21 protein-coding genes and 2 tRNA genes are annotated in these 22,976 nt (G+C 67.0%); 13 read left to right on the forward strand and 10 right to left on the reverse strand.

The window, feature by feature from the left end; genetic code table 11:
* Positions 1-119 precede the first annotated feature (119 nt).
* The 3 genes from H162_RS0121865 (at position 120) to H162_RS0121875 (ending at position 3,348) form a co-directional block, all read left to right on the forward strand.
* Positions 120-2,114: a sensor histidine kinase gene (locus H162_RS0121865; RefSeq protein WP_020655631.1), complete on the forward strand. Its 1,995-nt coding sequence runs from the start codon at positions 120-122 to the stop codon at positions 2,112-2,114.
* Positions 2,115-2,197: 83 nt separating this feature from the next.
* Positions 2,198-2,779 (forward strand): response regulator transcription factor, encoded by a 582-nt coding sequence (locus H162_RS0121870; RefSeq protein WP_020655632.1) that lies wholly within the window; start codon positions 2,198-2,200, stop codon positions 2,777-2,779.
* A 239-nt stretch (positions 2,780-3,018) separates the two neighbouring features.
* Positions 3,019-3,348, forward strand: coding sequence for a DUF3052 family protein (locus H162_RS0121875; protein ID WP_229452184.1), 330 nt, complete (start codon positions 3,019-3,021; stop codon positions 3,346-3,348).
* Here H162_RS0121875 and queG read toward each other — a convergent pair whose 3' ends face one another.
* Entirely contained in the window at positions 3,349-4,446 is a 1,098-nt protein-coding gene (gene queG / locus H162_RS0121880; RefSeq protein WP_020655634.1) for a tRNA epoxyqueuosine(34) reductase QueG, read from the reverse strand.
* Between the two features lie 62 nt (positions 4,447-4,508).
* Here queG and tsaE point away from each other — a divergent pair, with 62 nt between their 5' ends.
* From tsaE to H162_RS0121895, 3 genes are read left to right on the forward strand one after another with little or no spacing between them, the layout of a single operon-like run.
* Entirely contained in the window at positions 4,509-4,994 is a 486-nt protein-coding gene (gene tsaE, locus H162_RS0121885) for a tRNA (adenosine(37)-N6)-threonylcarbamoyltransferase complex ATPase subunit type 1 TsaE (RefSeq protein ID WP_020655635.1), read from the forward strand.
* Positions 4,958-6,412 carry an N-acetylmuramoyl-L-alanine amidase gene (locus tag H162_RS0121890; RefSeq protein WP_020655636.1) on the forward strand — a complete coding sequence of 485 codons (1,455 nt, stop codon included), beginning with the start codon at positions 4,958-4,960 and terminating at the stop codon, positions 6,410-6,412. Before tsaE ends, H162_RS0121890 begins: the two co-directional genes overlap by 37 nt.
* Before the next feature lie 2 nt (positions 6,413-6,414).
* Positions 6,415-7,200: a D-hexose-6-phosphate mutarotase gene (locus H162_RS0121895; protein WP_020655637.1), complete on the forward strand. Its 786-nt coding sequence runs from the start codon at positions 6,415-6,417 to the stop codon at positions 7,198-7,200.
* Between the two features lie 57 nt (positions 7,201-7,257).
* On the opposite strand, the gene H162_RS0121900 is transcribed toward H162_RS0121895, so the two are convergent.
* Complete coding sequence (locus tag H162_RS0121900) at positions 7,258-8,283, reverse strand: carbonic anhydrase (RefSeq protein ID WP_020655638.1); 1,026 nt, start codon at positions 8,281-8,283, stop codon at positions 7,258-7,260.
* A 111-nt stretch (positions 8,284-8,394) separates the two neighbouring features.
* Positions 8,395-9,039 carry a VTT domain-containing protein gene (locus tag H162_RS0121905; RefSeq protein ID WP_020655639.1) on the reverse strand — a complete coding sequence of 215 codons (645 nt, stop codon included), beginning with the start codon at positions 9,037-9,039 and terminating at the stop codon, positions 8,395-8,397.
* 182 nt (positions 9,040-9,221) lie between these two features.
* Between H162_RS0121905 and H162_RS0121910 the strand changes: the two genes are divergently transcribed.
* From H162_RS0121910 to H162_RS0121935, 6 genes are all read left to right on the forward strand, one after another.
* The gene (locus H162_RS0121910) at positions 9,222-10,151 is read left to right on the forward strand and encodes a peptidylprolyl isomerase (protein WP_020655640.1); all 930 of its coding nucleotides are present in this window, start codon (positions 9,222-9,224) and stop codon (positions 10,149-10,151) included.
* 42 nt (positions 10,152-10,193) lie between these two features.
* Entirely contained in the window at positions 10,194-12,101 is a 1,908-nt protein-coding gene (gene mutL, locus H162_RS0121915) for a DNA mismatch repair endonuclease MutL (RefSeq protein ID WP_020655641.1), read from the forward strand.
* Complete coding sequence (miaA, locus tag H162_RS0121920) at positions 12,098-13,060, forward strand: tRNA (adenosine(37)-N6)-dimethylallyltransferase MiaA (protein WP_020655642.1); 963 nt, start codon at positions 12,098-12,100, stop codon at positions 13,058-13,060. Before mutL ends, miaA begins: the two co-directional genes overlap by 4 nt.
* Positions 13,061-13,185: 125 nt before the next feature.
* Positions 13,186-13,728 carry a septal ring lytic transglycosylase RlpA family protein gene (locus H162_RS0121925; RefSeq protein WP_229452185.1) on the forward strand — a complete coding sequence of 181 codons (543 nt, stop codon included), beginning with the start codon at positions 13,186-13,188 and terminating at the stop codon, positions 13,726-13,728.
* 106 nt (positions 13,729-13,834) lie between these two features.
* Positions 13,835-13,911 (forward strand) — tRNA-Met (locus tag H162_RS0121930).
* A 59-nt stretch (positions 13,912-13,970) separates the two neighbouring features.
* Positions 13,971-14,047 (forward strand) — tRNA-Met (locus H162_RS0121935).
* A gap of 82 nt (positions 14,048-14,129) precedes the next feature.
* Here the strand turns inward: H162_RS0121935 and H162_RS32845 are convergent.
* From H162_RS32845 to H162_RS0121970, 7 genes are all read right to left on the reverse strand, one after another.
* Positions 14,130-16,619 carry a sensor domain-containing protein gene (locus H162_RS32845; protein WP_084677093.1) on the reverse strand — a complete coding sequence of 830 codons (2,490 nt, stop codon included), beginning with the start codon at positions 16,617-16,619 and terminating at the stop codon, positions 14,130-14,132.
* Between the two features lie 133 nt (positions 16,620-16,752).
* The gene (locus tag H162_RS34800; protein WP_020655645.1) at positions 16,753-16,911 is read right to left on the reverse strand and encodes a hypothetical protein; all 159 of its coding nucleotides are present in this window, start codon (positions 16,909-16,911) and stop codon (positions 16,753-16,755) included.
* Positions 16,912-17,032: 121 nt separating this feature from the next.
* A complete protein-coding gene (locus H162_RS0121950) occupies positions 17,033-17,356 on the reverse strand; it encodes a putative signal transducing protein (protein WP_040787905.1) in 324 nt (107 codons plus the stop codon).
* 43 nt (positions 17,357-17,399) lie between these two features.
* Positions 17,400-18,680 carry a DUF445 domain-containing protein gene (locus H162_RS0121955; RefSeq protein WP_020655647.1) on the reverse strand — a complete coding sequence of 427 codons (1,281 nt, stop codon included), beginning with the start codon at positions 18,678-18,680 and terminating at the stop codon, positions 17,400-17,402.
* Positions 18,681-18,719: 39 nt separating this feature from the next.
* Positions 18,720-19,865 carry a CaiB/BaiF CoA transferase family protein gene (locus H162_RS0121960; protein WP_020655648.1) on the reverse strand — a complete coding sequence of 382 codons (1,146 nt, stop codon included), beginning with the start codon at positions 19,863-19,865 and terminating at the stop codon, positions 18,720-18,722.
* Positions 19,866-19,889: 24 nt separating this feature from the next.
* A complete protein-coding gene (locus H162_RS0121965) occupies positions 19,890-21,032 on the reverse strand; it encodes an acyl-CoA dehydrogenase family protein (RefSeq protein WP_169444550.1) in 1,143 nt (380 codons plus the stop codon).
* Positions 21,033-21,042: 10 nt separating this feature from the next.
* Positions 21,043-22,224: a lipid-transfer protein gene (locus tag H162_RS0121970; RefSeq protein WP_020655650.1), complete on the reverse strand. Its 1,182-nt coding sequence runs from the start codon at positions 22,222-22,224 to the stop codon at positions 21,043-21,045.
* Between the two features lie 99 nt (positions 22,225-22,323).
* Here H162_RS0121970 and H162_RS0121975 point away from each other — a divergent pair, with 99 nt between their 5' ends.
* Positions 22,324-22,959 carry a TetR/AcrR family transcriptional regulator gene (locus tag H162_RS0121975; protein ID WP_020655651.1) on the forward strand — a complete coding sequence of 212 codons (636 nt, stop codon included), beginning with the start codon at positions 22,324-22,326 and terminating at the stop codon, positions 22,957-22,959.
* Positions 22,960-22,976 lie beyond the last annotated feature (17 nt).

A 22,976-nucleotide genomic window follows, 5' to 3' on the forward strand; every position in this document is an offset into this window, starting at 1 on the left:
TTTCGCCGGCGACCATCGCCGGGTGGCTCTCTCCTATGGCAGTCTGGACGCCTTTGCAAGGCTTCGCCATCGTGGATGTCCACAATAACTCGACAGTGTAACGAAAGTAAGAGGCAGGCATGAAAATCCCGTTCGCACCGCAATCCGCCGAACAGCGCTCGCGTCCCTGGCGCTGGCTGGTGCCGGTGCTGCTGGTGCTGCTGTTCCTCGCGGTGCTGATCTGGCTGCCCTGGCAGGCGCGCCAGATGGAAAGCAACGAACGCCAGGAACAGCTGATCGCCGATACGCTGTGGGTCGAGCAGACCCTGCGCTTCGAACTGGCGCGCAGCGAGGAAGCGCTGGTCGCGCTCGGCGCCGACCTGGTGGTGCAGCCGCCCGCGCCGGCCGTGCTGCAGATGCGGATGGCGCAGATGGCCAAGAACGGGCCCGAACTGATGCGCGTGGTGTGGTACGACGCCGACGGCAAGGTGATGGCCATCCATGGCAGCGACCTGCCGGCCCGGGGCCTGGCCGAGGCCACGCTGAACGCCGCCGAAGTGGCGCGCGCGACCCGGCGCGGCCGCTACAGCGAGCCGTATGGCGCGACCCAGGCCAGCCACGGCATGATCGACTTCTACCTGCCGCTGTACGACAGGGGCGAGTTCGCCGGCAGCCTGGTGGCGAGCTACAGCCTGCAGGTGCTGCTCGACGAAACCGTGCCGTGGTGGTTCGCGCAGGACAACGCGCTGTCCCTGATCGACGGCGACGACCGCGTGGTGGCGCAGCGCGCCGCCGGCGGACCGGGGCGCGGCGTCTACACCCACCGGCGCGAGCTCGACCTGCCGGGCGCGCTGATGGTGCTGTCCACCGACAGCGTCAAGAGCGCCCCCAACCTGCTGCCCAACCTGCTGGTGGGCTCGGTCATCGTGCTGGCGCTCGGCCTGGTGCTGAGCCTGGGCGCGCTGTGGCGCCACATCTCGCGCACCCTGGCCGCCGAAAGCGCGCTGCGCCAGCAGATGGCGTTTCGCACGGCGATGGAAAACTCGCTGCTGACCGGGCTGCGCGCGCGCGACCTCGAGGGCCGCGTCACCTATGTGAATCGCGCCTTCTGCCAGATCGTCGGCCTGCCGCCCGAGGAAGTGGTGGGCATGAAGCCGCCCATGCCCTACTGGGCGCCGGAAGCGATGGCCGACTACGAGGAGCGCTTCCGCGGCGTCCTGTCCGGGAATGTCACGCCGCAGTTCGAGACCGTGTTCCAGCGCTCGGACGGGGCGCGCGTGCCGGTGCTGGTGTTCGAGGCGCCGCTGGTCGACGTCTACGGCAAGCAGACCGGCTGGATGAGCTCGATCCTCGACATCACCGACCGCAAGCGCGTCGAGGAACTCAACCGCCAGCAGGAAGAAAAGCTGCAGGCCAGCGCGCGCCTGGCGACGATGGGCGAGATCTCGTCGATGCTGGCGCACGAACTGAACCAGCCGCTGGCGGCGATCTCCAGCTACACCGCCGGCGCGCTCAACATGCTCGACCGCGCCTCGCAGTCGGGCGAGGAGGTCAAGCCCGCCCTGCTGCGCCATGCGCTGGAACAGGCGCGCCAGCAGGCCCAGCGCGCCGGCAAGATCATCCGCAGCGTGCACGAATTCGTGAAGAAGCGCGAGCCGGAGCGCCAGGAAGTGACGATCCGCAGCGTGATCGACGGAGTGCGCGCGCTGATCGAGCTGCAGACGCGCCAGGCCGGCGTGGTGCTGCAGGTGCAGCTGCCGCCCGACCTGCCGCCGGTGCTGGCCGACCGGGTGCTGCTCGAGCAGGTGCTGCTGAACCTGACCCGCAACGCGATCGAGGCGATGCACGATACCCGTCCCTACGACCGCATCCTGCGCATCGCCTGCGAGCGCAAGGACGGCCAGGTGTCGGTGTCGGTGATCGACCGCGGCCACGGCATCCCGCCCGAAGTCGCGGAGCGCCTGTTCTCGCCGTTCTTTTCGACCAAGGCGGAAGGCATGGGCATGGGGCTGTCGATCTGCCGCACCGCGATCGAGTTCCATGGCGGGACCCTGACCCATGCGCCCAACCCTTCCGGCGGCACGATCTTCACCTTCTCGCTGCCGGAGCAAGCGGCGACCCCGGCGCTGGGCTAAAATTCAGCCGTGGCGCATCGTGCGCCAGCACAGAACAGGCCGGGAACGCCGTTGGAGCGGATTCCGCCAGTACGGAGACAAACATGCTGCACATCGTCGACGACGAAGAAGTCATTCGCGACGCACTCGCCTGGCTGGCGCAGTCGCGCGGCCTGCAGGCGCGCGGCTACGCCAGCGGCCAGGAATTCCTCGATGCCGTGGCAACGCCCGATGCCGACGGCGACTGCATCCTGCTCGACGTGCGCATGCCCGGCATGAACGGCATCGCGGTGTTCGACCAGCTGATCCAGCGCGGCCTGCTGCCACGCCTGCCCGTGATCTTCCTGACCGGCCACGGCGACGTGCCGATGGCGGTCGATTCCCTCAAGCGCGGCGCCTTCGACTTCTTCGAGAAGCCGTTCAACGACAACATGCTGATGGACCGGGTCGACGAGGCCTTGTGCGCGTCGCGCAAGGCGGCGGAATCGGCGGGGGTGCAGGCGCGCCTGGCGACGCTGTCGGCGCGCGAGCGCGAAGTGCTCGACCTGATCCTGGCCGGCATGATGAACAAGGTCGTGGCCGACAAGCTGGGGATCAGCATGCGGACGGTCGAGGTGCACCGGGCGCATATCTTCGACAAGATGCAGGTCAAGACGGCGGTCGAGCTGGCGGGCTTGTTGAAATAAGCGCATGCCTGCTAGCAATTAGCGGCAACCATTCCTGCAAGCCGCGCACTCCGCCAGGCGCCCAGCCAACCCTCCCACCCGCCGTAGCGCACAGCAAGCGTCCCTGCAATTTCGAGGAAGCCTTGTAAAATGGACTAGAACGCGTCGCGGCCTCGCGCGCCGCGATGCACCTCTCTTTAGGAAAAGCAATGAACGAAAAGACAGTTGCAGACAAAATGTTCCTGAGGACAGCCAAGTCGATGCTCATCCTCAATGGCCAGGTCAATCCCGGTGTGGCCTCGCAGATGCCTGCCGAGCTGGTCAAGGAAGGCGACGGCCCGTTCGACGTGATCCTGATGTTCTGCATGCACCGCAAGGATCTCGAGCAATTCATGCCGATCGCAAAGGAAAAGCTGGGCGACAAGGGATCCCTGTGGATCGCCTATCTCAAGCAGACCGCCTCCAAGGCCACCGACATCAACCGCGATTCGATCAACGCCTATGCCAAGGAAAACGGCATCACCGGCGTGGCGATGATCTCGATCGACGGCGACTGGTCGGCCTTGCGCCTGAAACGCATCGAGCTCTGATCAGGCCAGGTGGCGCGCCAGCGCCCAGGCCACGTGCTCGCGGACCAGCTCCGATGGATGCCCGGCCCTGGCCCGCAGCGCCGCCACGATGGCCGCGTCGCCCTTGCGCTGCGCGGCCGCATTGCCCAGTCCCACCGCCAGGTTGCGCAGCCAGCGCTCATGCCCGATGCGGCGGATCGGACTGCCCTCCATCCGGCGGTTGAATTCTTCCTCTTCCCACGCGAACAGTGCGATCATGCCGGCCTCGCCGAGGCCATTGCGCTCGTCGAAGTCGGGCAGGCGCGCGCGCTGCGCGAACTTGTTCCACGGGCAAGCCAGCTGGCAGTCGTCGCAGCCATAGATGCGGTTGCCGACCAGGGGCCGCAACTCTTCCGGGATGCTGCCCTTGAGCTCGATGGTGAGATAGGAAATGCAGCGCCGCGCATCGAGCCGGCCGGGGCCAAGGATGGCCTGGGTCGGGCAGACGTCGATGCAGGCCTGGCACTGGCCGCAATGCGCGCCGGTGGGCGGATCGACCGGCAGCGCCAGGTCCACTAAAATCTCGCCGATGAAGAAGGTGGAGCCGGCCGCGCGCGACAGCAGCAGGGTGTGCTTGCCGCGCCAGCCCAGGCCCGCTTTTTCCGCCAGCGGCAGTTCCATCACCGGCGCCGAATCGGTGAACACGCGGTAGCCGTAGGGCCCCACCGCGTCCTTGAGCTTTTCCGCCAGCTGCTGCAGCCGGTTGCGCAAGACCTTGTGGTAGTCGCGGCCGCGTGCGTACACCGACACCACGGCCGCCTGCGGATCGTGCTGGCGCGCCACCTCAGTCGCGCGCCAGTCGCCATCGCGGCCGGACGGCAGGTAGTCCATGCGCGCGACGATCGCGCGCACCGTGCCCGGCACCAGTTCGGCGGGACGGGCACGCTTCATGCCATGGCTTGCCATATAATCCATCTCGCCATGGCAGCCCGCGTCCAGCCAGGCCTGCAGGCCCGCTTCGGCATGCGCCAGGTCGACATCGGCGATGCGCACGTCGGCAAAACCCAGTTCCGCGCCCCATGTCTTGATGGCGCGCGCGAGTTCGGGCAGGTCTTGCAGGTCGGGTGGGGAATTCGGCATGGCGGGGCGGTACAGACAAACGCGGTGAGGAGCAACACCGCATAAACACGACATTCTATTCGATGCAGCCTTTCAAAGCATACCTGGCCGACGAATCGGCAACGGACGCCCTCGGCGCGGCCCTGGCCCGTGCGCTCCAGCCCGGCCTGGTGATCTACCTGCACGGCGACCTGGGCGCCGGCAAGACCGCGCTCACGCGCGCCCTGCTGCGCGCCGCCGGCTACACCGGCACGGTCAAGAGTCCGACCTATACCTTGTCCGAACCTTATCGTGTGATGCTGGATGGCAAACCTGTCAACATCATCCACTACGACCTGTACCGCATGGCCAGCCCCGAGGAATTCCTGGATGCGGGCTTCCGCGAGGACTTCGACGGCAGGAATGTCTGCATCGTCGAGTGGCCCGAAAAAGGCGATCCCGTGTTGCCCCCACCCGACGTGCGGATAAGCCTCGATGTCAGCGGCCCCGGCCGTGAGGTAGAATTGCAGCCGTTGTCCGACTTGGGCCTGCTATGCCTCGACCGTCTCGCATTCGTACCGCCCCGCTGATTCCCGGGTCGCCGCGCCGCCGTATCCTGCTCAAGGCCGGCGGCACGCTGCTGCTGTCCGTCCTGTCCCCGCTGTCCGCGCGCGCCGCGCAGATCCTCGCCGTGCGGGTCTGGCCCGCGCCCGACTACACGCGGGTGACGCTGGAAAACGACACCAACCTCAAGACCGAGCATTTCCTGGTGCCCGATCCGCCGCGCCTGGTGGTCGACATCGAGGGCCTGGCGCTGAACAGCACCCTGAAAAGCCTGGTCGCCAAGGTCGAACCGAACGACCCCTACATCAAGCAGGTGCGCGTGGGCCAGAACCGGCCGAACGTGGTGCGCCTGGTGTTCGACCTCAAGGAAGAGATCAAGCCGCAGGTGTTCACCCTGGCCCCGGTGGCCGGCTACCAGCACCGCCTGATCTTCGACCTGTATCCGGTCAAGCCGGCCGACCCGATCGCGGCGATGATCCAGAAAGGCGAATGGAGCGACGCGCCGGTCCCGGTGGCGCCCGACGTGCCGGTGCTGGGCGATCCGGTGGCGGGCGCGCCGCCCGTGCAGGTGCCGGCGGCGCCCGTGGTCACCACGCCGCCGGGCCAGCCGGGTGCGGCGCAGGACCCGATCGCCAGGCTCGAATCGGCGATGTCGGGACTGAACGGCGCCACGCCGGCGCCGCCGCCGCCGCCGCCGGCCAAGGGCCCGATCAAGGCGCCGGGCCAGAAGATCGCGCGCATGGTGACGATCGCGCTCGATCCGGGACACGGCGGCGAGGACCCGGGCGCGATCGGCGCCAAGGGCAGCCGCGAGAAGGACATCGTGCTGTCGGTGGCCAAGCGCCTCAAGACCAGGCTGGAACAGATGCCGAACACGCGCGTGATGCTGACCCGCGACGGCGACTACTTCGTGCCGCTCGGTACCCGCGTGCAGAAGGCGCGCCAGGTGCAGGCCGACCTGTTCGTGTCGATCCACGCGGACGCCTGGGTATCGCCGACCGCGCGCGGCTCCTCGGTGTTCGTGCTGTCGGAAAAAGGCGCCAGCTCGAGCGCGGCGCGCTGGCTGGCGAACGACCAGAACAAGGCCGACCTGATCGGCGGCGCCAACTATGCGACCGCCGACAAGCAGCTCGCCAGCGTGCTGTTCGACCTGTCGACCACGGCCCAGATCAGCGACAGCCTCAAGCTCGGCAAGGCCGTGCTGGGCGAGATCGGCGGCATCAACCGCCTGCACAAGGCGGCGGTCGAGCAGGCCGGCTTCGCGGTGCTGAAGGCGCCGGACATTCCCTCGATCCTGGTGGAGACGGCCTTCATCTCGAATCCGGACGAGGAAGCGAAGCTGAACGACAACGGCTACCAGGACAAGCTGGCCGACGCGATCACCAAGGGCATCCGGCGCTACTTCGCCGACAATCCACCGATGGCCAAGAGCCGCCAGACCTGAACATGGAACAGACCACCTTCGGGCAACTGCCCGCGATCCGCGTCAAGGCGCCAGGCGGCGCCGAAGCCGTCGTCACCCTGTACGGCGCCCACCTGGTGTCGTGGAAGGACGCGCAAGGCCGCGAGCGCATGTTCTGCAGCGCGAAATCGAGCCTGGACGGCAGCCGCGCGATCCGCGGCGGCGTGCCGGTGATCTTTCCCCAGTTCGCCGAACGCGGCGCGGGCATGCGCCACGGCTTCGCGCGGGTGAGCACCTGGCGGCTGGAAGACAGCGGCGTCGACGGCGATGCGGCGTGGGCGGTGTTCGGCCTGGACCAATCGGATCTGCCCGAAAAGCTGGCGGCCGCGTGGCCCCACCGCTTCGCGCTGGCGCTGCGCGTGACGGTGCGCGGCAACCAGCTGGAGATGGCGCTCGCGGTGCGCAACACGGGCGCGGAGTCCTTCCCGTTCGCGGCGGCGCTGCATACCTATCACCTGGTGCCGGAACTGGCGCAGGTGCGCATCGATGGGGTCGAGACGGGAACGCTGTCGATCGAGGACAAGCTGGACAAGGTGTACCAGCGGGTCAAAGGCGCCGTGACGCTGGCGACCGGCGAGCGCACGGTGCGCTTCGAGCAGGAAGGCTTCACGGACGCCGTCGTGTGGAATCCGGGGGCGCTTGACGCGGCGGCGCTGGCGGATATGGACGACGGGGAGTACAGGCGGTTCGTGTGCATCGAGCCGGCCCTGCTCGACCCGCACACGCTGGCGCCGGGCGCGGTGTGGGAAGGCCGCTACCGTATCGCCTGATCCCGCGGCACGCACTGCGCAAACAGGAAAGCCCGGCACGCCGGGCTTTTCTCGTTCCTAGTTCGACTCCTTGATCATCCGCCCATTACTGGCCTGCACCGGCCGCGCATTCAGCGGATACAGGCGCGAGAACAGGGCCATCTGCTGCGGCGACGCCTGCATCGGCTGCTTCATCACGATCCACAGCACATCCTCGGTGCACGGCGGCTCGGTCAGCGAGCCCATATAGGTGAAGTAGTCGCGCCGCTCCGGCAGGATCTCGTTCACGTCCAGCACGATCGCCGGCGCCACCGTCTGGTGCTTCTCCAGCGGCAGGTTGTTCCACACGGTCTGGATCATCGGATTGGCCTTGCCGCGCTCGAGCAGCACCGCCAGCACCGCCAGCTTGCCGTCATAGCTCTTGTGCACCATGTGCACCACCATCTCCGTGCCCTTGCCGTTGATGCGCTCTTCCGAGGGACGGTGGAAGTGGAACTGCTGCAGCTCGTAGGTCGTATTCCCGACCGTGATGAAATTGCCGCCAGCGACGGTCACCTGGATGGTGTGGCCGTTGTCGACCTCGTTGAACGAACTCGGATGGTAGTCGAAGGCGATCTGCTCCAGGTCGACCTTCATGCCGTCGCGCAGGTCGATCGGCGACTGGCGGTTGCCGGTCGAGCACTTGTTCCATGACGAATTGATATTCGCCCAGTTGGCCGGGCCGAATTCGCCCTCATAGGTCCAGTGGGTGCCGTTCTTCGGCGCCGCGGCGACGGCGGCGACGACGGCGGCTTCCTTGCGGCGCCTGGCTTCGGCGGCCTTGCGGGCGCGGGCGGCGGCTTCGGCGCGCGCCGCCTGCTTGGCGCGCAATTCGGCCAGCTTCTCGGCGATGCGCACCGACAGGTCGATCTCGGCCTCTTCCTCGGCCCTCTGGGCGGCGGCAGGCGAGCTCGCGGCAGCCTTCAGGTTCGGCTTGATCGACGGCCTGGCGGGCGCCGTGGTGGCTTCCTCGGGCGCCGGCTTGCTGGTCTTGGAAGGGGCTTCGCTTGCACTTGCCGCCGTAGTGACCAGGCTGAGGGCGAGCAGTGCGATCAGGTTACGCATGGGGTTCCAGATAGTGGGCTTACCCCATGCTTATCGGCCCCGGCGCGGGTAAACTTGAGTGCGCCGCGGCAAGCACGGCGCGAGAATGTGCGTGGCTGGCCAGGATGGCAATCAGCGCGCCAGCATGCGGCGGCCAAATTTGTACAGGCCGGCAAGGGCCAGCGGCCCCATCGCCGCGCTCACGCCCACCAGCACGATCTCGGTGAGGTGCTCGCGGACGATCTGTATGTTGCCGAACAAGTAGCCGCCGGTGACGAGGCTGGCCACCCACAGCACCGCGCCCGTCACGTTGAAGAGCTGGAAGCGGGCATGCGTCATGTCCGACACGCCGGCCACGAAGGGCGCGAAGGTGCGTACCACCGGCACGAAGCGCGCCAGGATGATGGTCTTGCCGCCATGCTTCTCGAAGAAATTGTGGGTGCGGTGCAAGGCATCCTTGTTGAGCCACCGGTAGTTGTGGGTAAACATCCGGTGCCCCACCGCCTCGCCGATGAAGTAATTCAGGGTATTGCCCGTGACCGCCGCCATGATGAGCAGCGTCATCAGCAGCGGATAGCTCATCTGGCCGGTGGCGCAGAATGCGCCGGCGATGAACAGCAGGGTGTCTCCAGGGAAGAAAAACAGGACCACGAGGCCGGTTTCACAGAATATGATCGCAAACAGCACGATGTAGACGTACATACCGTACTGGGCGAGCAGCGTACCCAGCGTCTTGTCGACATGCAGAATCATGTCGACGAATTGCATCAGATCCATATTATTCCTAAGAGGGTGCGCCGCATCATACCATCAGTCACTCATCGCCAATGACAGGGGGCGTCCGTCGCAGCGCACTATTTTTTCTTGTTCACGGATGTTTCCAAATCGACTAGATTCCAGTTTACAATCCCCTCCACCATCACAACAAGGCGGCCCGGCCGCACCGAGGAGAAGACAGGATGCAGTTGATGACGTCGACCATGCTTCGTTCCACCCTGGGCACGGCCCTGCTCGCCCTGCTGGCCGCCGGCGGCGCGCAGGCCAGGACCGCGAAGGAATTGCCGCCCAAGCCTTCGGTGGCGGACGTGGTCAAGGCGTCCAAGCCGTCCGAATGGCGTCCGCTGGATCCCGACAACACGCTCTACATGGAACTCCCCGCGGGACGCGTGATCATCGAACTGGCCCCGGCCTTCGCGCCCAGCACGGCCGCCAACATCCGCGCCCTGGTGCGCGAGCGCTACTTCGACGGCCTGGCGATCATCCGCGCCCAGGATGGCTTCGTGGTCCAGTGGGGCGACCCGGACGAGGAAAAACCACGGCCGTTCAAGGCGCAGCAGACCGTCAAGGCCGAGTTCACCGTGCCGGTCAAGGGGACCGGCGCCTTCACCCGCCTGGCCGACCGCGACGTCTATGCGCCCCAGGTCGGCCACGCGAACGGCTTCCCGGCCGCGCGCGACCCGGCCAAGGGCGAAACCTGGCTGCCGCACTGCTATGGCATGGTCGGCGTGGCGCGCGACAACGATGCCGACACCGGCAACGGTTCCCAGCTGTACACCGTGATCGGCCACGCCCCGCGCCACCTGGACCGCAACATCACCGTCGTCGGCCGCGTCGTCTCGGGCATGCCCCTGCTCACCGTGATGCCGCGCGGCACCGGCGCCTCGGGCTTCTACGAGAAGGCCGAGCAGCGCACCCCGATCGCCAGCGTGCGCCTGGCGGCCGACCTGCCGGAAGCCGAGCGCAGCAAGTTCGAGGTGATGCGCACCGACAGCGCTTCCTACCAGGCCGTGATCGAGGCGCAGCGCAACCGCGGCGGCCCGTGGACCAAGGTCGCGGCCGGCCGCATCGACCTGTGCAACGCCCCGATTCCGGTGCGCGAACAGAAATAAGACGTCCGGTCCGCCGCATGGCGACGGGATATAATCCGAAGGATGAACGCGCCCGTCCCCACCTACCGTCCCATCCAGCAGCTCCCTGACCAGCTCATCTCGCAGATCGCCGCAGGCGAAGTGGTCGAGCGGCCCTCGGCCGTCGTCAAGGAACTGCTGGAGAACGCGCTCGACGCCGGGTCGACCCAGATCACCGTGCGCCTCGAGGAAGGCGGCGTCAAGCGCATCGCCATCACCGACAATGGCCGCGGCATCCCACCGGAAGAGCTGCCGCTGGCGCTGTCGCGCCACGCGACCTCGAAGATCGCTTCCCTGACCGACCTCGAGAACGTCTCCACCCTCGGCTTCCGTGGCGAGGCGCTGGCCTCGATCGCCTCGGTGGCGGCGGTGCGCATCACCTCGCGCACGCCCGGTTCGCCGCACGCCTACGAGATCGTCGGCTCGCACCTTGGCGCCGTCGCGCCGTCCAGCGGCGCGTTCGGCACCACGATCGACGTCCAGGACCTGTACTTCAACACGCCCGCGCGCCGCAAGTTCCTGAAATCCGAGCAGACCGAATACGGCCATTGCGCCGAAGTCGTGCGCCGCATCGCGCTGGCGCGCCCGGACGTCTCGTTCAGCCTGACGCACAACGGCCGCACCATCGACCACTGGAACGTCAGCGAGGCGGCGCGCCGCAGCGCCCAGATCCTCGGCACCGACTTCGCCGAGGCGCGCCTGGAGCTGGACCAGGCGGCCGGCCCCTTGCGCCTGCACGGCTACGTCGGCCTGCCGACCGCCTCGAAGGCGCGCGCCGACGGCCAGTTCTTCTACGTGAACGGACGCTTCGTGCGCGACAAGCTGCTGGTGCACGCGGTGCGCGCCGCCTACCAGGACGTGCTGCACGGGGACCGCTTCCCGTCCTATGTGCTGTCGCTGGACCTCGACCCGGCCCTGGTCGACGTCAACGTCCACCCGTCCAAGATCGAGGTGCGCTTCCGCGACAGCCGCGCGGTGCACCAGTTCGTGTTCCACGCGGTGCAGCGCGCGCTGGCCCAGACCTCGGCCACCGCCCACGGCAGCGTGCCGGCGCCGATCACGGCCGCCGAAGTACGGCCCAGCGGCGCCCCGGCATGGCAGCCGCGCCCGCACGAGCAGACCTCGTTCGGCGCCCAGCTGGCGCCGAGTTTCTCGCCTTCTCCGTTCGCGCCGGGCAGCCGCTGGGACGATCCGCAGCAGGGCGGCGTGGCCCAGCGCACCGCGGCCTACGGCGCGCTGTTCGCAAGCGGCGGGTCCGACCAGGCCGCCGCACCGGCGCCGTCGGCCGCCGCCGCGGTGCCGCTGGCGGCGTCCGACCGCCCGCTGTCGAACGACGACTTCCCGCTCGGCTTCGCGCTGGCCCAGTTGCACGGCATCTACATCCTGGCCCAGAACACCAAGGGCCTGGTGCTGGTCGACATGCACGCGGCCCACGAGCGCATCCTGTACGAGCAGCTGAAGAACGCGCTCGACGCCCAGGTCCAGGGCCAGGAGATGCAGGTGCAGTCGCTGCTGATCCCGGTGACCTTCTACGCCGACGCCATCGAGGTGGCGACCGCCACCGACCACCAGGACACGCTCAAGGCGCTCGGCTTCGACATCGCCGCGCTGTCGCCGACCACGGTGGCGGTGCGCACCGTGCCGACCCTGCTGAAGAACGCCGATGCCCAGACCCTGGCGCGCGACGTGCTGCGCGACGTGCGCGAATTCGGCGGCTCGCGCGTACTGATCGAGCGCCGCAACGAACTGCTGGGCACCCTCGCCTGCCACACGGCGGTGCGCGCCAACCGCATCCTGAGCGTGCCCGAGATGAACGCGCTGCTGCGCCAGATGGAGAGCACCGAGCGCGCCGACCAGTGCAACCACGGGCGCCCGACCTGGGTGCAGCTCGAGATCTCGGCCCTCGACAAACTGTTCCTGCGCGGTCAATGATGGCGGATACGAATGTGAAGAAGCCACTGGCGGTGGCCATCATGGGCCCGACCGCGTCCGGCAAGACCGCGGCGGCGCTGGCGATCGCGCGCAAGCGTCCGGTCGAGATCATCTCGGTCGACTCGGCCCTGGTCTACCGCGGCATGGACATCGGCACCGCCAAGCCCAGCGCCGAGGAACTGGCGAGCGCGCCGCACCACCTGATCGACATCATCGAACCGACCGAGGCCTATTCGGTCGCCCAGTTCCGCGACGATACAATCCGGCTGGTGGGCGAGATCAGCGCGCGCGGCCGCCTGCCTTTGCTGGTCGGCGGCACCATGATGTATTTCAAGGGCCTGACCGACGGCCTGGACGACCTGCCGACCGCCGACCCCGCGCTGCGCGTCGCGATCGAGGCGGAGGCGGCGCGCATCGGCTGGCCCGGCATGCACGCGAAGCTGCGCGAGCTGGATCCGGTGACGGCCGACCGGCTGGCGCCGAACGACGCCCAGCGCATCAACCGCGCGCTGGAGATCATCGAACTGTCCGGCAAGCCGATGTCGGAACTGCTGGCGCGCCGCGCCAAGCCCGAGCTGCCGTTCGAGCTGGTCTCGTTCGCGCTGGAGCCCTCGGAGCGCAGCGTGCTGCACCAGCGCATCGCGCTGCGTTTCGACCAGATGCTGGGCGAGCGCGACGACCAGGGCCTGGTGGCCGAAGTGGCGCGCCTGCGCGCCCGTGGCGACCTGACGCCCTCGCTGCCGTCGATGCGCTGCGTCGGCTACCGCCAGGCATGGGAATACCTGGACGGCCGGATCGACCGCGCGGGCCTGCGCGAGACGGGCATCATCGCCACCCGCCAGCTGGCCAAGCGCCAGGTCACCTGGCTGCGCGCGATGCCGGACCGGATCGTCATCGACTGCCTCGGCGCGGACCCGACCGGAGCCTTGCTGCGCCGCCTGTCCGAGCTGGACAAGTGACAGGGACATCCCCGCGAACGTGGGGCTCGCGCCACAGGCTTTTCCAATCGAATGTTGCCTGTGGTAACCTGCCGACACATAGACAGCACAGCAAGACGGTGGCAGGCATGCCGCCCGAACCCGGCATGACGACTCCCTTCCTCCGCTATTCCTGCGTCGCGGCCATGGCCGCCCTCCTCGCCGCCTGTTCGAGCACGCCCGTCAACAAGTCCTCGAAGTACTACCTGGACGACGGCCCGATGAAGGGTATTACCCAGGAAATGGTCGACACCCTGCCGGAACCGGTGCCCAGGCGCGAGCCCCTGCACAAGGGCGCGGCCCGTCCCTACGAAGTGCTGGGCAGGAAATACATGCCGATGACCAGGCTGGAGCCGTTCAGGCAGCGCGGCCTGGGTTCGTGGTACGGCACCCGCTACCACGGCAAGAAGGGCTCGATCGGCGAGCCCTACGACATGCTGCAGCTGACCGCGGCCCACCCGATCCTGCCGCTGCCGTCCTACGCGCGCGTGACCAACCTCGAGAACGGCAAGAGCGTGGTGGTGCGCCTGAACGACCGCGGCCCCTTCCTGCACGATCGCATCATCGACTTGTCCTACGCGGCGGCAATGCGCCTGGGCTACGCCAAGCGCGGCAGCGCCAAGCTCGAAGTCGAACTCCTGCTTCCCTGATTTTCGGGTAATATTGTCGTTTCCCCTAGAAGCTGCACTTTTTTGTGGTGCGGACAGTTCCAGCCTTGACAGGGAAGAAGGCAGCCGGGATAATGCCTGCCGTTGCGGTGATATAGCTCAGCTGGTTAGAGCACAGCACTCATAATGCTGGGGTCGGTGGTTCAAGTCCACCTATCACCACCAAAGATTTCGAGCGAATGGCTTGGCTCATGCGAGTCAAGCCATTTTGCTTTCCCTGTTCTGGTGATATAGCTCAGCTGGTTAGAGCACAGCACTCATAATGCTGGGGTCGGTGGTTCAAGTCCACCTATCACCACCACATGCGCAAGCCGCCGTCCCGCAAGGGCGGCGGCTTGTTTGTTTTCGGCGCCCGCACGATCACCCCTCGATCCCACGCGCCCCTAGTGCGCCCGCCCCTCCGGCCTGCTGGCAAAATGAAAATTCGCCGCCTGCAGCTGGGATATGAACTCCTGCGCCGGCAAGGGATGGGCAATGAATTCGCCCTGCGCCTCATCGCAGCCGAGCTTTGCCAGCGCATCCCATATCTCCCGGTTGGCCGTCCCTTCCGCAATCACCGTCATGCCGAGATTGTGCGCCAGGTCGATGGTGGACTTGACGATCACCTCCGCACCCTTGTCGTCGATCATGTGCATCGTGAAGCCGTGGTCGATCTTGATGACGTTGATCGGCAGTTTCGTCAGGTAGTTCAGCGACGAGTAGCCGGTTCCAAAGTCGTCCACGAACAGGCGGAATCCCATCTTGCTCAAGCGGTGGAGTTCCTCGATCGATGCGGCCGGGTCGACCATCAGGCTGCTCTCGGTGATCTCCAGCCCCAGCCATGCCGCTTCCACGCCCCAGGTAAGGAGCAGGTATTTCAGGTTGGACGCCAGATCCGGTTCGTTCAGGTCGCGTGCCGACAGATTGACCGCCAGCGGGATATGGAAGCCTTGCCGCTGCCATGCATAGAATTGCTTGGCAGCGGCCTGCAGCATGAAGTCCGTCAAGGGATGGATCATTTCCGTCGGTTCGATCAGGGGAATGAAGCGGTCGGGGCCGATCAGTCCGTATTTGGGATGCTGCCACCGCACCAGCGCTTCGGCGCCGATGATCTCCCCCGAGCGGATATTCGCCTTCGGCTGGCAATACAGCTCCAGCTGGCCGGCGCTGATCGCATGCCGGAATTCTCCCATCAGGGCGAGTCGCTGCGGATTGTAGGGATCCAGCGCCGGCTCGTAGAAGGCGTAGACCTGTCCCGATTGCCTGGCCTCGTAGAGCGCCACGTCCGCCTTGCGCAGGATGGTATCCGGGTCGGTGCCATGCCCGGGCGCCAGCGCGATGCCGATGTGGGCGCCCAGTCCGTAGCTGATATCGGCAATCGAAAACGGCTCTTCCAGCACCGCCACGAGATTCCGGATCCTGGCGGCCGCATCGGATGCGGTGGCATCGGGCAGCATGATCGCGAATTGCGCGGTGCCGGTGCGCGCCACCAGGTCTTTCGGTTTCACTGCCTGGCGGATGCGCATGCCGACTTCCTTCAACAGGATGTCGCCATTCGCGTGCCCCAGCGTGAAGTTAATGTCGCGCAGCCGGCTCATGCTCACCAGGAGCAAGGCCAGCGGCTGGCATACCGCAGGGGCAACGCCGAGCCGGGCCTCGAGTTCCTGCCGCAGCAGGGAACGATTCGGCAAGCCCGTCACCTCGTCATGGAATGCAAGGCGCCGTATCCGTTCTTCCGCCTGCCGTTTCTCGGTGACATCCTGCGCGATGCCCACCATGCGCACCGGCTTCCCTTCGGCGTCGAAGCTCGCCTGGCCCATCGAGTGCACGATCAACTCCTGGCCGTCCGTGGGACGCAGCACCCGGTACTCGACGTCATAGCGCCCTTCGGGATCGGCAAATGCCCTGGCGCGCGCCTGCCGGATGAGGTCATGGTCGTCGGGGTGGACGCGCTCGAACAGCGTGGCCGAGCTGATTTCCGCGGCCCCGGACGGGAGCCCGAACAACTGCAGGGTTTCCGCGGACGTCGTCATGCAGCGATCGTTCGCGACATCCAGGGTCCAGGTGCCGCACTTGGCAATTTCCTGGGCCTTGGTCAGGTCTGCCTTGGTCTGCAACAACTGCTCTTCGACCAGCTTCTGTTCGGTCACATCGAGGCAGGTGCCGATGAATTGCCGGCGTCCGCTCCGGTCCAGCACCACCGCGCCTTGGGCCTGGATGACATGGGTGCTGCCATCAGGCCATACGACCCGATGGGCGCAATTTTCGAGCTTGCCGTCGGACAGGGCTTGCGCCACATGCTCCGACACCGTCTGGCGATCTTCGGGATGCACCAGGTGCATGAATTCTTCATAGGTGGGCGCCGCGGACTGCGGTTCCAGGCCGAAATTGCGGAATTCCTGGTCGGACCAGCGCAGGCTGTTTTCAGGGGGAGTCATGACCCAGCTGCCGAGCTTGGCGATCCTCTGGGTCTGGCTGATATCCCGCTCGGCGCGCCGCAGTTCCGTCACGTCCTGGAACAAGGCCAGCGCCGCCTCCTTGCCATCGAAGGGAATCTGGCACTGGAACACCTCGACGTCCAGCTGTATCCGGTCCTTGCTCAGCTGCCGCCAATTGCCCGCGTGATGGAAATCCCCATCGCGCGCCTCGCCCAGCCCGCTGGCGGCGGCGTCCCTGTCCTCCGCCAGGTAGAGGTCCATGACAGACATGCCCAGCCACTCGGACGCGGGGTAGCCATACACCTGCACGGCAGAGTCGTTGACCTTGAGAATCTTCAGGGAACCTGGATCGTAGACGATCATCGGCAAAGGATTGGTATCGAAGAGCTTTTGATTCCAGACTTCACATTGTCGAGCAACATCGCCTGCGCCTGCGCTTGAGTCGGCATCCATCATTCCCTCACACGAAGTTAAGAGCTCGCTAAGCGCATACTATGCTTTTTTTGGCAGACGCCAATAGCGAAGAAGCATCAGCCAAAAGACAACGGCCCAGCTCACGCGAGCTGGGCCGTTCCGGATCGATGGCCGGTCAGTGCTTCTTGCCGCCGCCCGACACCTTGTTCTCGGTGGCCCAGGCGCGGCGCTTGGCTTCCTTCTCCGGCACGCCGCGTTTCTCGTAGCCTTGCTCGATGTGCTTGGCCTGGCGCTTCTGCTTGTCGGTGTACGACGATTTATCACCTTGCGGCATGATGATCTCCTTTCATACAAGGGACGGCCAGCAACATTGCCGGCCCGATAAAGCGCAGGCTACCCCTGTCGTCCTCGCCATTTCGTGCGCTATCCCACGCAAGAGGATGATCTACTCAGCCTTACGCCCAGTATTCGCCGGGTGCGTGCTCGTCGAGCGCATAGTCGCCGCGCGCCAGCGCCGCCAGCACCGCGTGCGCCTGCTGCAGGTGCTCCGTTTCCACCAGCAGCCGCACCCCGCCCAGCGCCGGCGCCAGCAGCAGGTCGGTCTGCATCAGGTGAGCGTCGGCCAGTACGGCGGGCACGCCGGCCGCCACCAGGCAGCCCTGGGCCAGGGTCGCATCCAGCGGCACCATGTAGCGCGCCACCACGAACAGGTCGCGCCCCGGAATCGGTTCGACATCGGGATGGGCGGCCAGCCAGGCATTCAATGCAAGCTGTTGCATGGTGCTCTCCAGAGTGTCGGTCCTTGCATGATACGCCAGCTGTTCAAGCGCCGGCCCCGCCCAGCAGCGCGGGCAGCTGCGACAGCAGGTACAGGGTCACGCCGATCATGCCGCCCACGATGGTGCCGTTGATGCGGATGTATTGCAGGTCCTTGCCGATGTTGAGCTCGATCTGCTCGGACATCTCGTCATCATCCCAGTTCTTCACCGTGTCGGCGATGTGCCGCGTCAGGAAGCCCGCGAACTCCGGCGCCGCGCCGCGCGCGGCCGATTCCAGGTTCTCGCTCAGCGAGGCGCGCAGCTTCGGGTCCTCGGACAGCACCCGGCCGACCCAGGCGCCCATCGCGATGATGCGCTGGCGCAGCGTGGAGTGCTCGCTGTGCAGGTCGCGCCTGAGCCAGTCCTTGAGGTCGTCCCACAGCGATTTCAGGTAGCTGTTCAGGGTTTCGTCCTCGAGCAGGTAGCGCTTGATGTCCTCGGCCTTGTCGAGGAAGCTGGGGTCGCCCTTCAGCCGCTCGATGAACTCCGCCACGAAATCGTCGAAGCGGGCGCGCAGCGGATGCGCGGGGTCGGTCGCCACCTTGTTCAGGATGCCCGCCGCCAGCCGCACCGCCAGGTCGGCGCCCTTGCGTCCGATCAGCTCGGACGGCAGCATGCGCTCGATGAAGGCGTAATCCTCCTTCAGCCAGTCGACGATGCCCTGGGCGATGGTGGACTGGGTCTCGGCGTTGTCGAGCAGCTTCGCCAGCTGGTGGATGCCTTCGTTGAGCAGTTCCTGGTGCCGCCCCTCGCGCGTCAGGCTCTCCAGGATGGTCCCGGCCGACTTCGACAGGTCGACGCTGCGCACCATCGAGTGCACCGCGCGGCTGATGAAGTTCTGCACCGCCTCGTCCTCGATGAAATCGATGATCCACGCCGAGGCCCGCACCAGGTGCCCGCCCAGCAGCTCGGTGTTGGCCGGCTTCACCAGCCAGTCGGCCACCTTCTGCACCGGGTCGTGGCGCCGGATCAGGCCGACGATGGATTCGGTATCGAGAAATTTCTCGCGCACAAACAAGGCGAGGTTGTCGGCGATTTTTTCCTTGTTGTTCGGAATGATCGCGGTATGGCGCGAGACGATGGGAATCGGCACCAGCTTGAACAGCGCCACCACGGCGAACCAGTCGGCCAGCGCACCTACCATGGCGGCCTCGGAAAAGGCCCGCAGCAGGCCGGTCCACCAGTTCTGCTCCAGCACCAGGGTCAGCACGAACAGCGAGGCCGCGCCCACGAAGAACGCAAGGGCGAGCAGCTTCGACTGGCGCAGTTCGTTCTGCTTGTTCATGCGGCGGCGCCTCCTGCTGATGAGATGACGCCACCTATGCTATATGACTTCCTGCGCCTGGAGCGTTCCGATTGCATCCGCCTCGAAGCCCCAGTCGGCCAGGATGGCGGCGCCGTCATCGGCTGCGGCCGGCCGCGGCGTGGCCGCCGGGGTGCGGCTGAAGCGCGGCGCCGGCGCCGGCTGGGTCACGCCGTCGACCTCGACGAAGGTGGCGCGCGCGGCGTTGTGCGGGTGCAGGGGCGCCTCCGCCATGTCCAGCACCGGCGCGAAGCAGGCGTCGCTGCCTTCGAGCAGGCGGCACCATTCGTCGCGCGTGCGGCTGGCGAACAGGCCGGCCAACTGCGCCTTCAGTTCCGGCCACTGCTTCCGGTTCCACTGCCTGGGCAGGGCCGCTTCCTCCGCCCCGCCCAGTTCCAGCAGGCGCGCGTAGAACTGCGGCTCGATGGCCCCGAGCGCGACGAATTTTCCGTCCGCGCAGGCGTAGGTATCGTAGAACGGCGCCCCGCCGTCGAGCAGGTTGGCTTCGCGCCGGTCGTTCCAGGTGCCGTGCGCGCGCAGGCCGTACATCATTGCTCCCAGCAGGGCCGCGCCGTCGGTCATGGCGGCGTCCACCACCTGGCCCTTGCCGGAGCCGCGCGCTTCCAGCACCGCGCACAGCACGCCGAAGGCCAGCAGCATCCCGCCGCCGCCGAAGTCGCCCACCAGGTTCAGGGGCGGGCTGGGCGGCGCATCCTTCCGGCCCATCGCGTGCAGCATGCCGGACAGCGCCACGTAGTTGATGTCGTGCCCCGCCGCACGGGCCAGCGGTCCGTCCTGGCCCCAGCCGGTGACGCGGCCCATCACCAGGCGCGGATTGCGCGCCATCAGCGCCTCCGGCCCCAGCCCGAGGCGCTCCATGACGCCGGGACGGAAGCCTTCCAGCAGCACGTCGGCCCGCTCGGCCAGCCGCAGCACGGTTTCCCGCCCGGCCGGCTGCTTCAAGTCCAGCGCCAGGGTGCGCCGGCCGCGCGCCAGCACGTCGTACCTGGTGCCCAGCATCGGGTACGGATTGTCCGCTCCCGGCGCCGTCTTGCGGTCGATGCGGATGACGTCCGCGCCCATGTCGGCCAGCATCATGGCCGCGAACGGGCACGGCCCGATGCCGACCATCTCGATCACCCGCACTCCCGCCAGCGGTCCCGTCATGTCCGACTCCTTTCCGGCATCGCGCTAGAGCGAGCGCGCGATGATCTCTTTCATGATCTCGTTGGCGCCGCCATAGATGCGCTGCACCCGCGCGTCCACGTACATCTGCGCGATCGGATACTCCAGCATGTAGCCGTAGCCGCCGAACAGCTGCACGCACTGGTCGACCACCTTGCACTGCAGGTCCGAGATCCAGTACTTGGCCATCGAGGCCTGCACGGTGTCCATGCGCCCCGCCAGCATGTCCTCGACGCAGCGGTCGATGAACACGCGCGCCACCGTGGCCTCGGTCTTGATCTCGGCCAGCACGAAACGCGTGTTCTGCATCTCGATCAGGGCCTGTCCGAAGGCCTTGCGCTCGCGCGTGTGCTCCACGGTCAGCTGCAGCGCGCGCTCGATCGAGGCCACGCCGCAGACGCCGAGGATGGTGCGCTCGTACGGCAGCTCCGTCATCAACTGGAAGAAACCGCGTCCTTCCTCGCCGCCCAGCACGTTCGACAGCGGCACGTGGGCGTCCTCGAAGAACAGTTCGCAGGTGTCCTGTCCCTTCTGCCCCACCTTCTCGAGGATGCGGCCGACGCGAAAGCCCGGATTGTCCCTGGTTTCCAGCAGCAGCAGCGAGACGCCCCTGGCCCCGGCCGCGGGGTCGGTCTTGGCGACCACCAGCACCAGGTCGGCCAGGTAGCCGTTCGAGATGAAGGTCTTGGAACCGCTGACGCGGTAGCCCTCATCCGTCCGGCGCGCCGTGGTGCGGATGCCCTTCAGGTCCGAGCCGGCGCCCGGCTCGGTCATCGCGATCGCGGCGATCATCTCGCCGCTGGCCAGGCGCGGCAGGTAGCGGCGTTTCTGCTCCTCGGTGCCCTGGTTCAGCAGGTAGTGCGCGACGATGGCGTGCACGTGGATGCCGAAGGCGGTGTCGCCGCCATAGGCCAGCTCCTCGAACACCACCGCCATGTGGGCGAAATTGCCGCCGCTGCCGCCGTATTCCTCGGGAATGTCGGCCAGCAGCAGGCCCAGCTCCCCCGCCTTGCGCCACAGCGCGCGGTCGACGTGCTGCTGCTCGCGCCAGGCATCCTGGTGCGGCGCGATCTCGCCGGCCACGAAGCGGCGCACGCTGTCGCGGAAGGCGGCCAGTTCCTCGTTCATCCAGGGTGAAATCATGTCCATGGAAGCTCCCTCAATTGCGGTACAGGGTGACGACGCAGGCGCCGCCCAGGCCCAGGTTGTGCTGCAGGGCGACGCGCGCCCCCTCGACCTGGCGCGCGCCGGCGCTGCCGCGCAGCTGGTGGACCAGCTCGAAGCATTGCGCCAGCCCGGTCGCGCCCAGCGGATGGCCCTTCGACAGCAGGCCGCCGGACGGGTTGGTGACGACCTGGCCGCCGTAGGTGTTGCCGCCCTCGCGGATGAACTTGTCCGCCCCGCCCTCCGGGCACAGGCCCAGCGCCTCGTAGGTGATCAGCTCATTGTGCGCGAAGCAGTCGTGCAGCTCCACCACATCCAGGTCGCCGGGTTCGATGCCGGACTGCTCGTAGACCTGGCGCGCGGCGGCGCGGCTCATGTCGTAGCCGACCAGGCGCATCATGTCGTTGGCGTCGAAGGTGCCGGGGCGGTCGGTGGTCATGGCCTGGCCGGCGATGTGGACGTCGGCGCGCAGCTTGTGGCGCTGCGCGAAGTCTTCCGACACCAGCAGCGCGGCGGCCGCGCCGCAGGTCGGCGGGCAGGCCATCAGGCGCGTCATCACGCCCGGCCAGATGGCGGGCGCGTCGAGCACGTCCTGGGTGCTGACTTCCTTGCGGAACAGGGCCAGCGGGTTGTTCACGGCGTGGCGGCTGGCCTTGGCGCGGATGCGGGCGAAGGCGGCCAAAGGGGTGCCGTACTTTTCCATGTGCGCCAGGCCGGCGCCGCCGAAGTAGCGCAGCGCCAGCGGGATCTCGGGCTTGCCGACCAGCCGGTCCGTGACCTCGTCGAAGGCGTCGAAGGGCGTCGGGCGGTCGGTGAAGACCGAGCCCAGCGCGCCCGGGTTCATCTGCTCGAAACCGAGCGCCAGCACGCACTCGGCGGCGCCGCTGGCGACCGCCTGGCGCGCCAGGTACAGCGCGGTCGAACCGGTCGAGCAGTTGTTGTTGACGTTGACGATCGGGATGCCGGTCATGCCGAGCTGGTACAAGGCCTTCTGGCCGCTGGTCGAATCGCCGTAGACATAACCGGCATAGGCCTGCTCGACCTGGCCGTAGGCCAGCCCGGCATCCTCCAGCGCCGCGCGCGCCGCCTGCGCGCCCATCTCGTGGTAAGGGCTGCTGGCGCCCGGCTTGGCGAACGGGATCATGCCCACGCCGGTGACATAGACTGTGCGGCTCATTGTTGTCTCCTTGTGATGGATTAGGTCGCTCGACCTATTATTTCCTGATTATAGGTCAGCCGACCTGTTTTGTTCCATGCGCATGCGATAATTGCACGCATGACCACGACTCTCGACAGCGCCCTGCGTAACAAGTCCTCCAGCACCACGGAAAAAGGGCTGGGGCGCGCCCACGACATCCTGCAGGCGGCGCGCGGCCTGCTGGCGGCCGAGGGCTATGCCGGGCTGTCGATGCGCCGGGTCGCGCAGGAAGCGGGCATGAGCCTGTCGAACGTCCAGCACTACTACGGCAGCAAGGACCTGCTGCTCGAAGCGCTGCTGCTCTACACGATGGACGTGTTCCAGGCCAAGATGGATGCGATCGCCATGACGATGGCCGGCCGCCCGCCGGTCGAGCGCTTCCTGACCACGGCCGACATGTTCCTGGAAGAGATCACCGACCCGGTCACGCACGCGATCTTCTTCGAGATCTGGGCGCTGGCCTCGCGCCACCCCTTCGCCTCCAGCCTGATGGGCAAGATGCTGGGACGCGAGCGCAAGGCCATCTTCCACCTGATCCGCGGCCTGAACCCGGCCATCGACGACGACGAATACATGCAGCGCGCGATCCTGATGGTGGCGCAGATCGAGGGCCTGATGCTGTTCCGGCTCGACCGCAAGGCGCGGCCCGCGCAGTACGAAGCGGTGCGCGCCTCGGTGCGCAAGGTCCTGTTGACGCTGGCGACCGTTCCGTAAATTTCCGGGGGCGCAGC

It is taken from the genome of Massilia niastensis DSM 21313, assembly GCF_000382345.1.
GTDB classification, from domain to species: domain Bacteria; phylum Pseudomonadota; class Gammaproteobacteria; order Burkholderiales; family Burkholderiaceae_D; genus Telluria; species Telluria niastensis.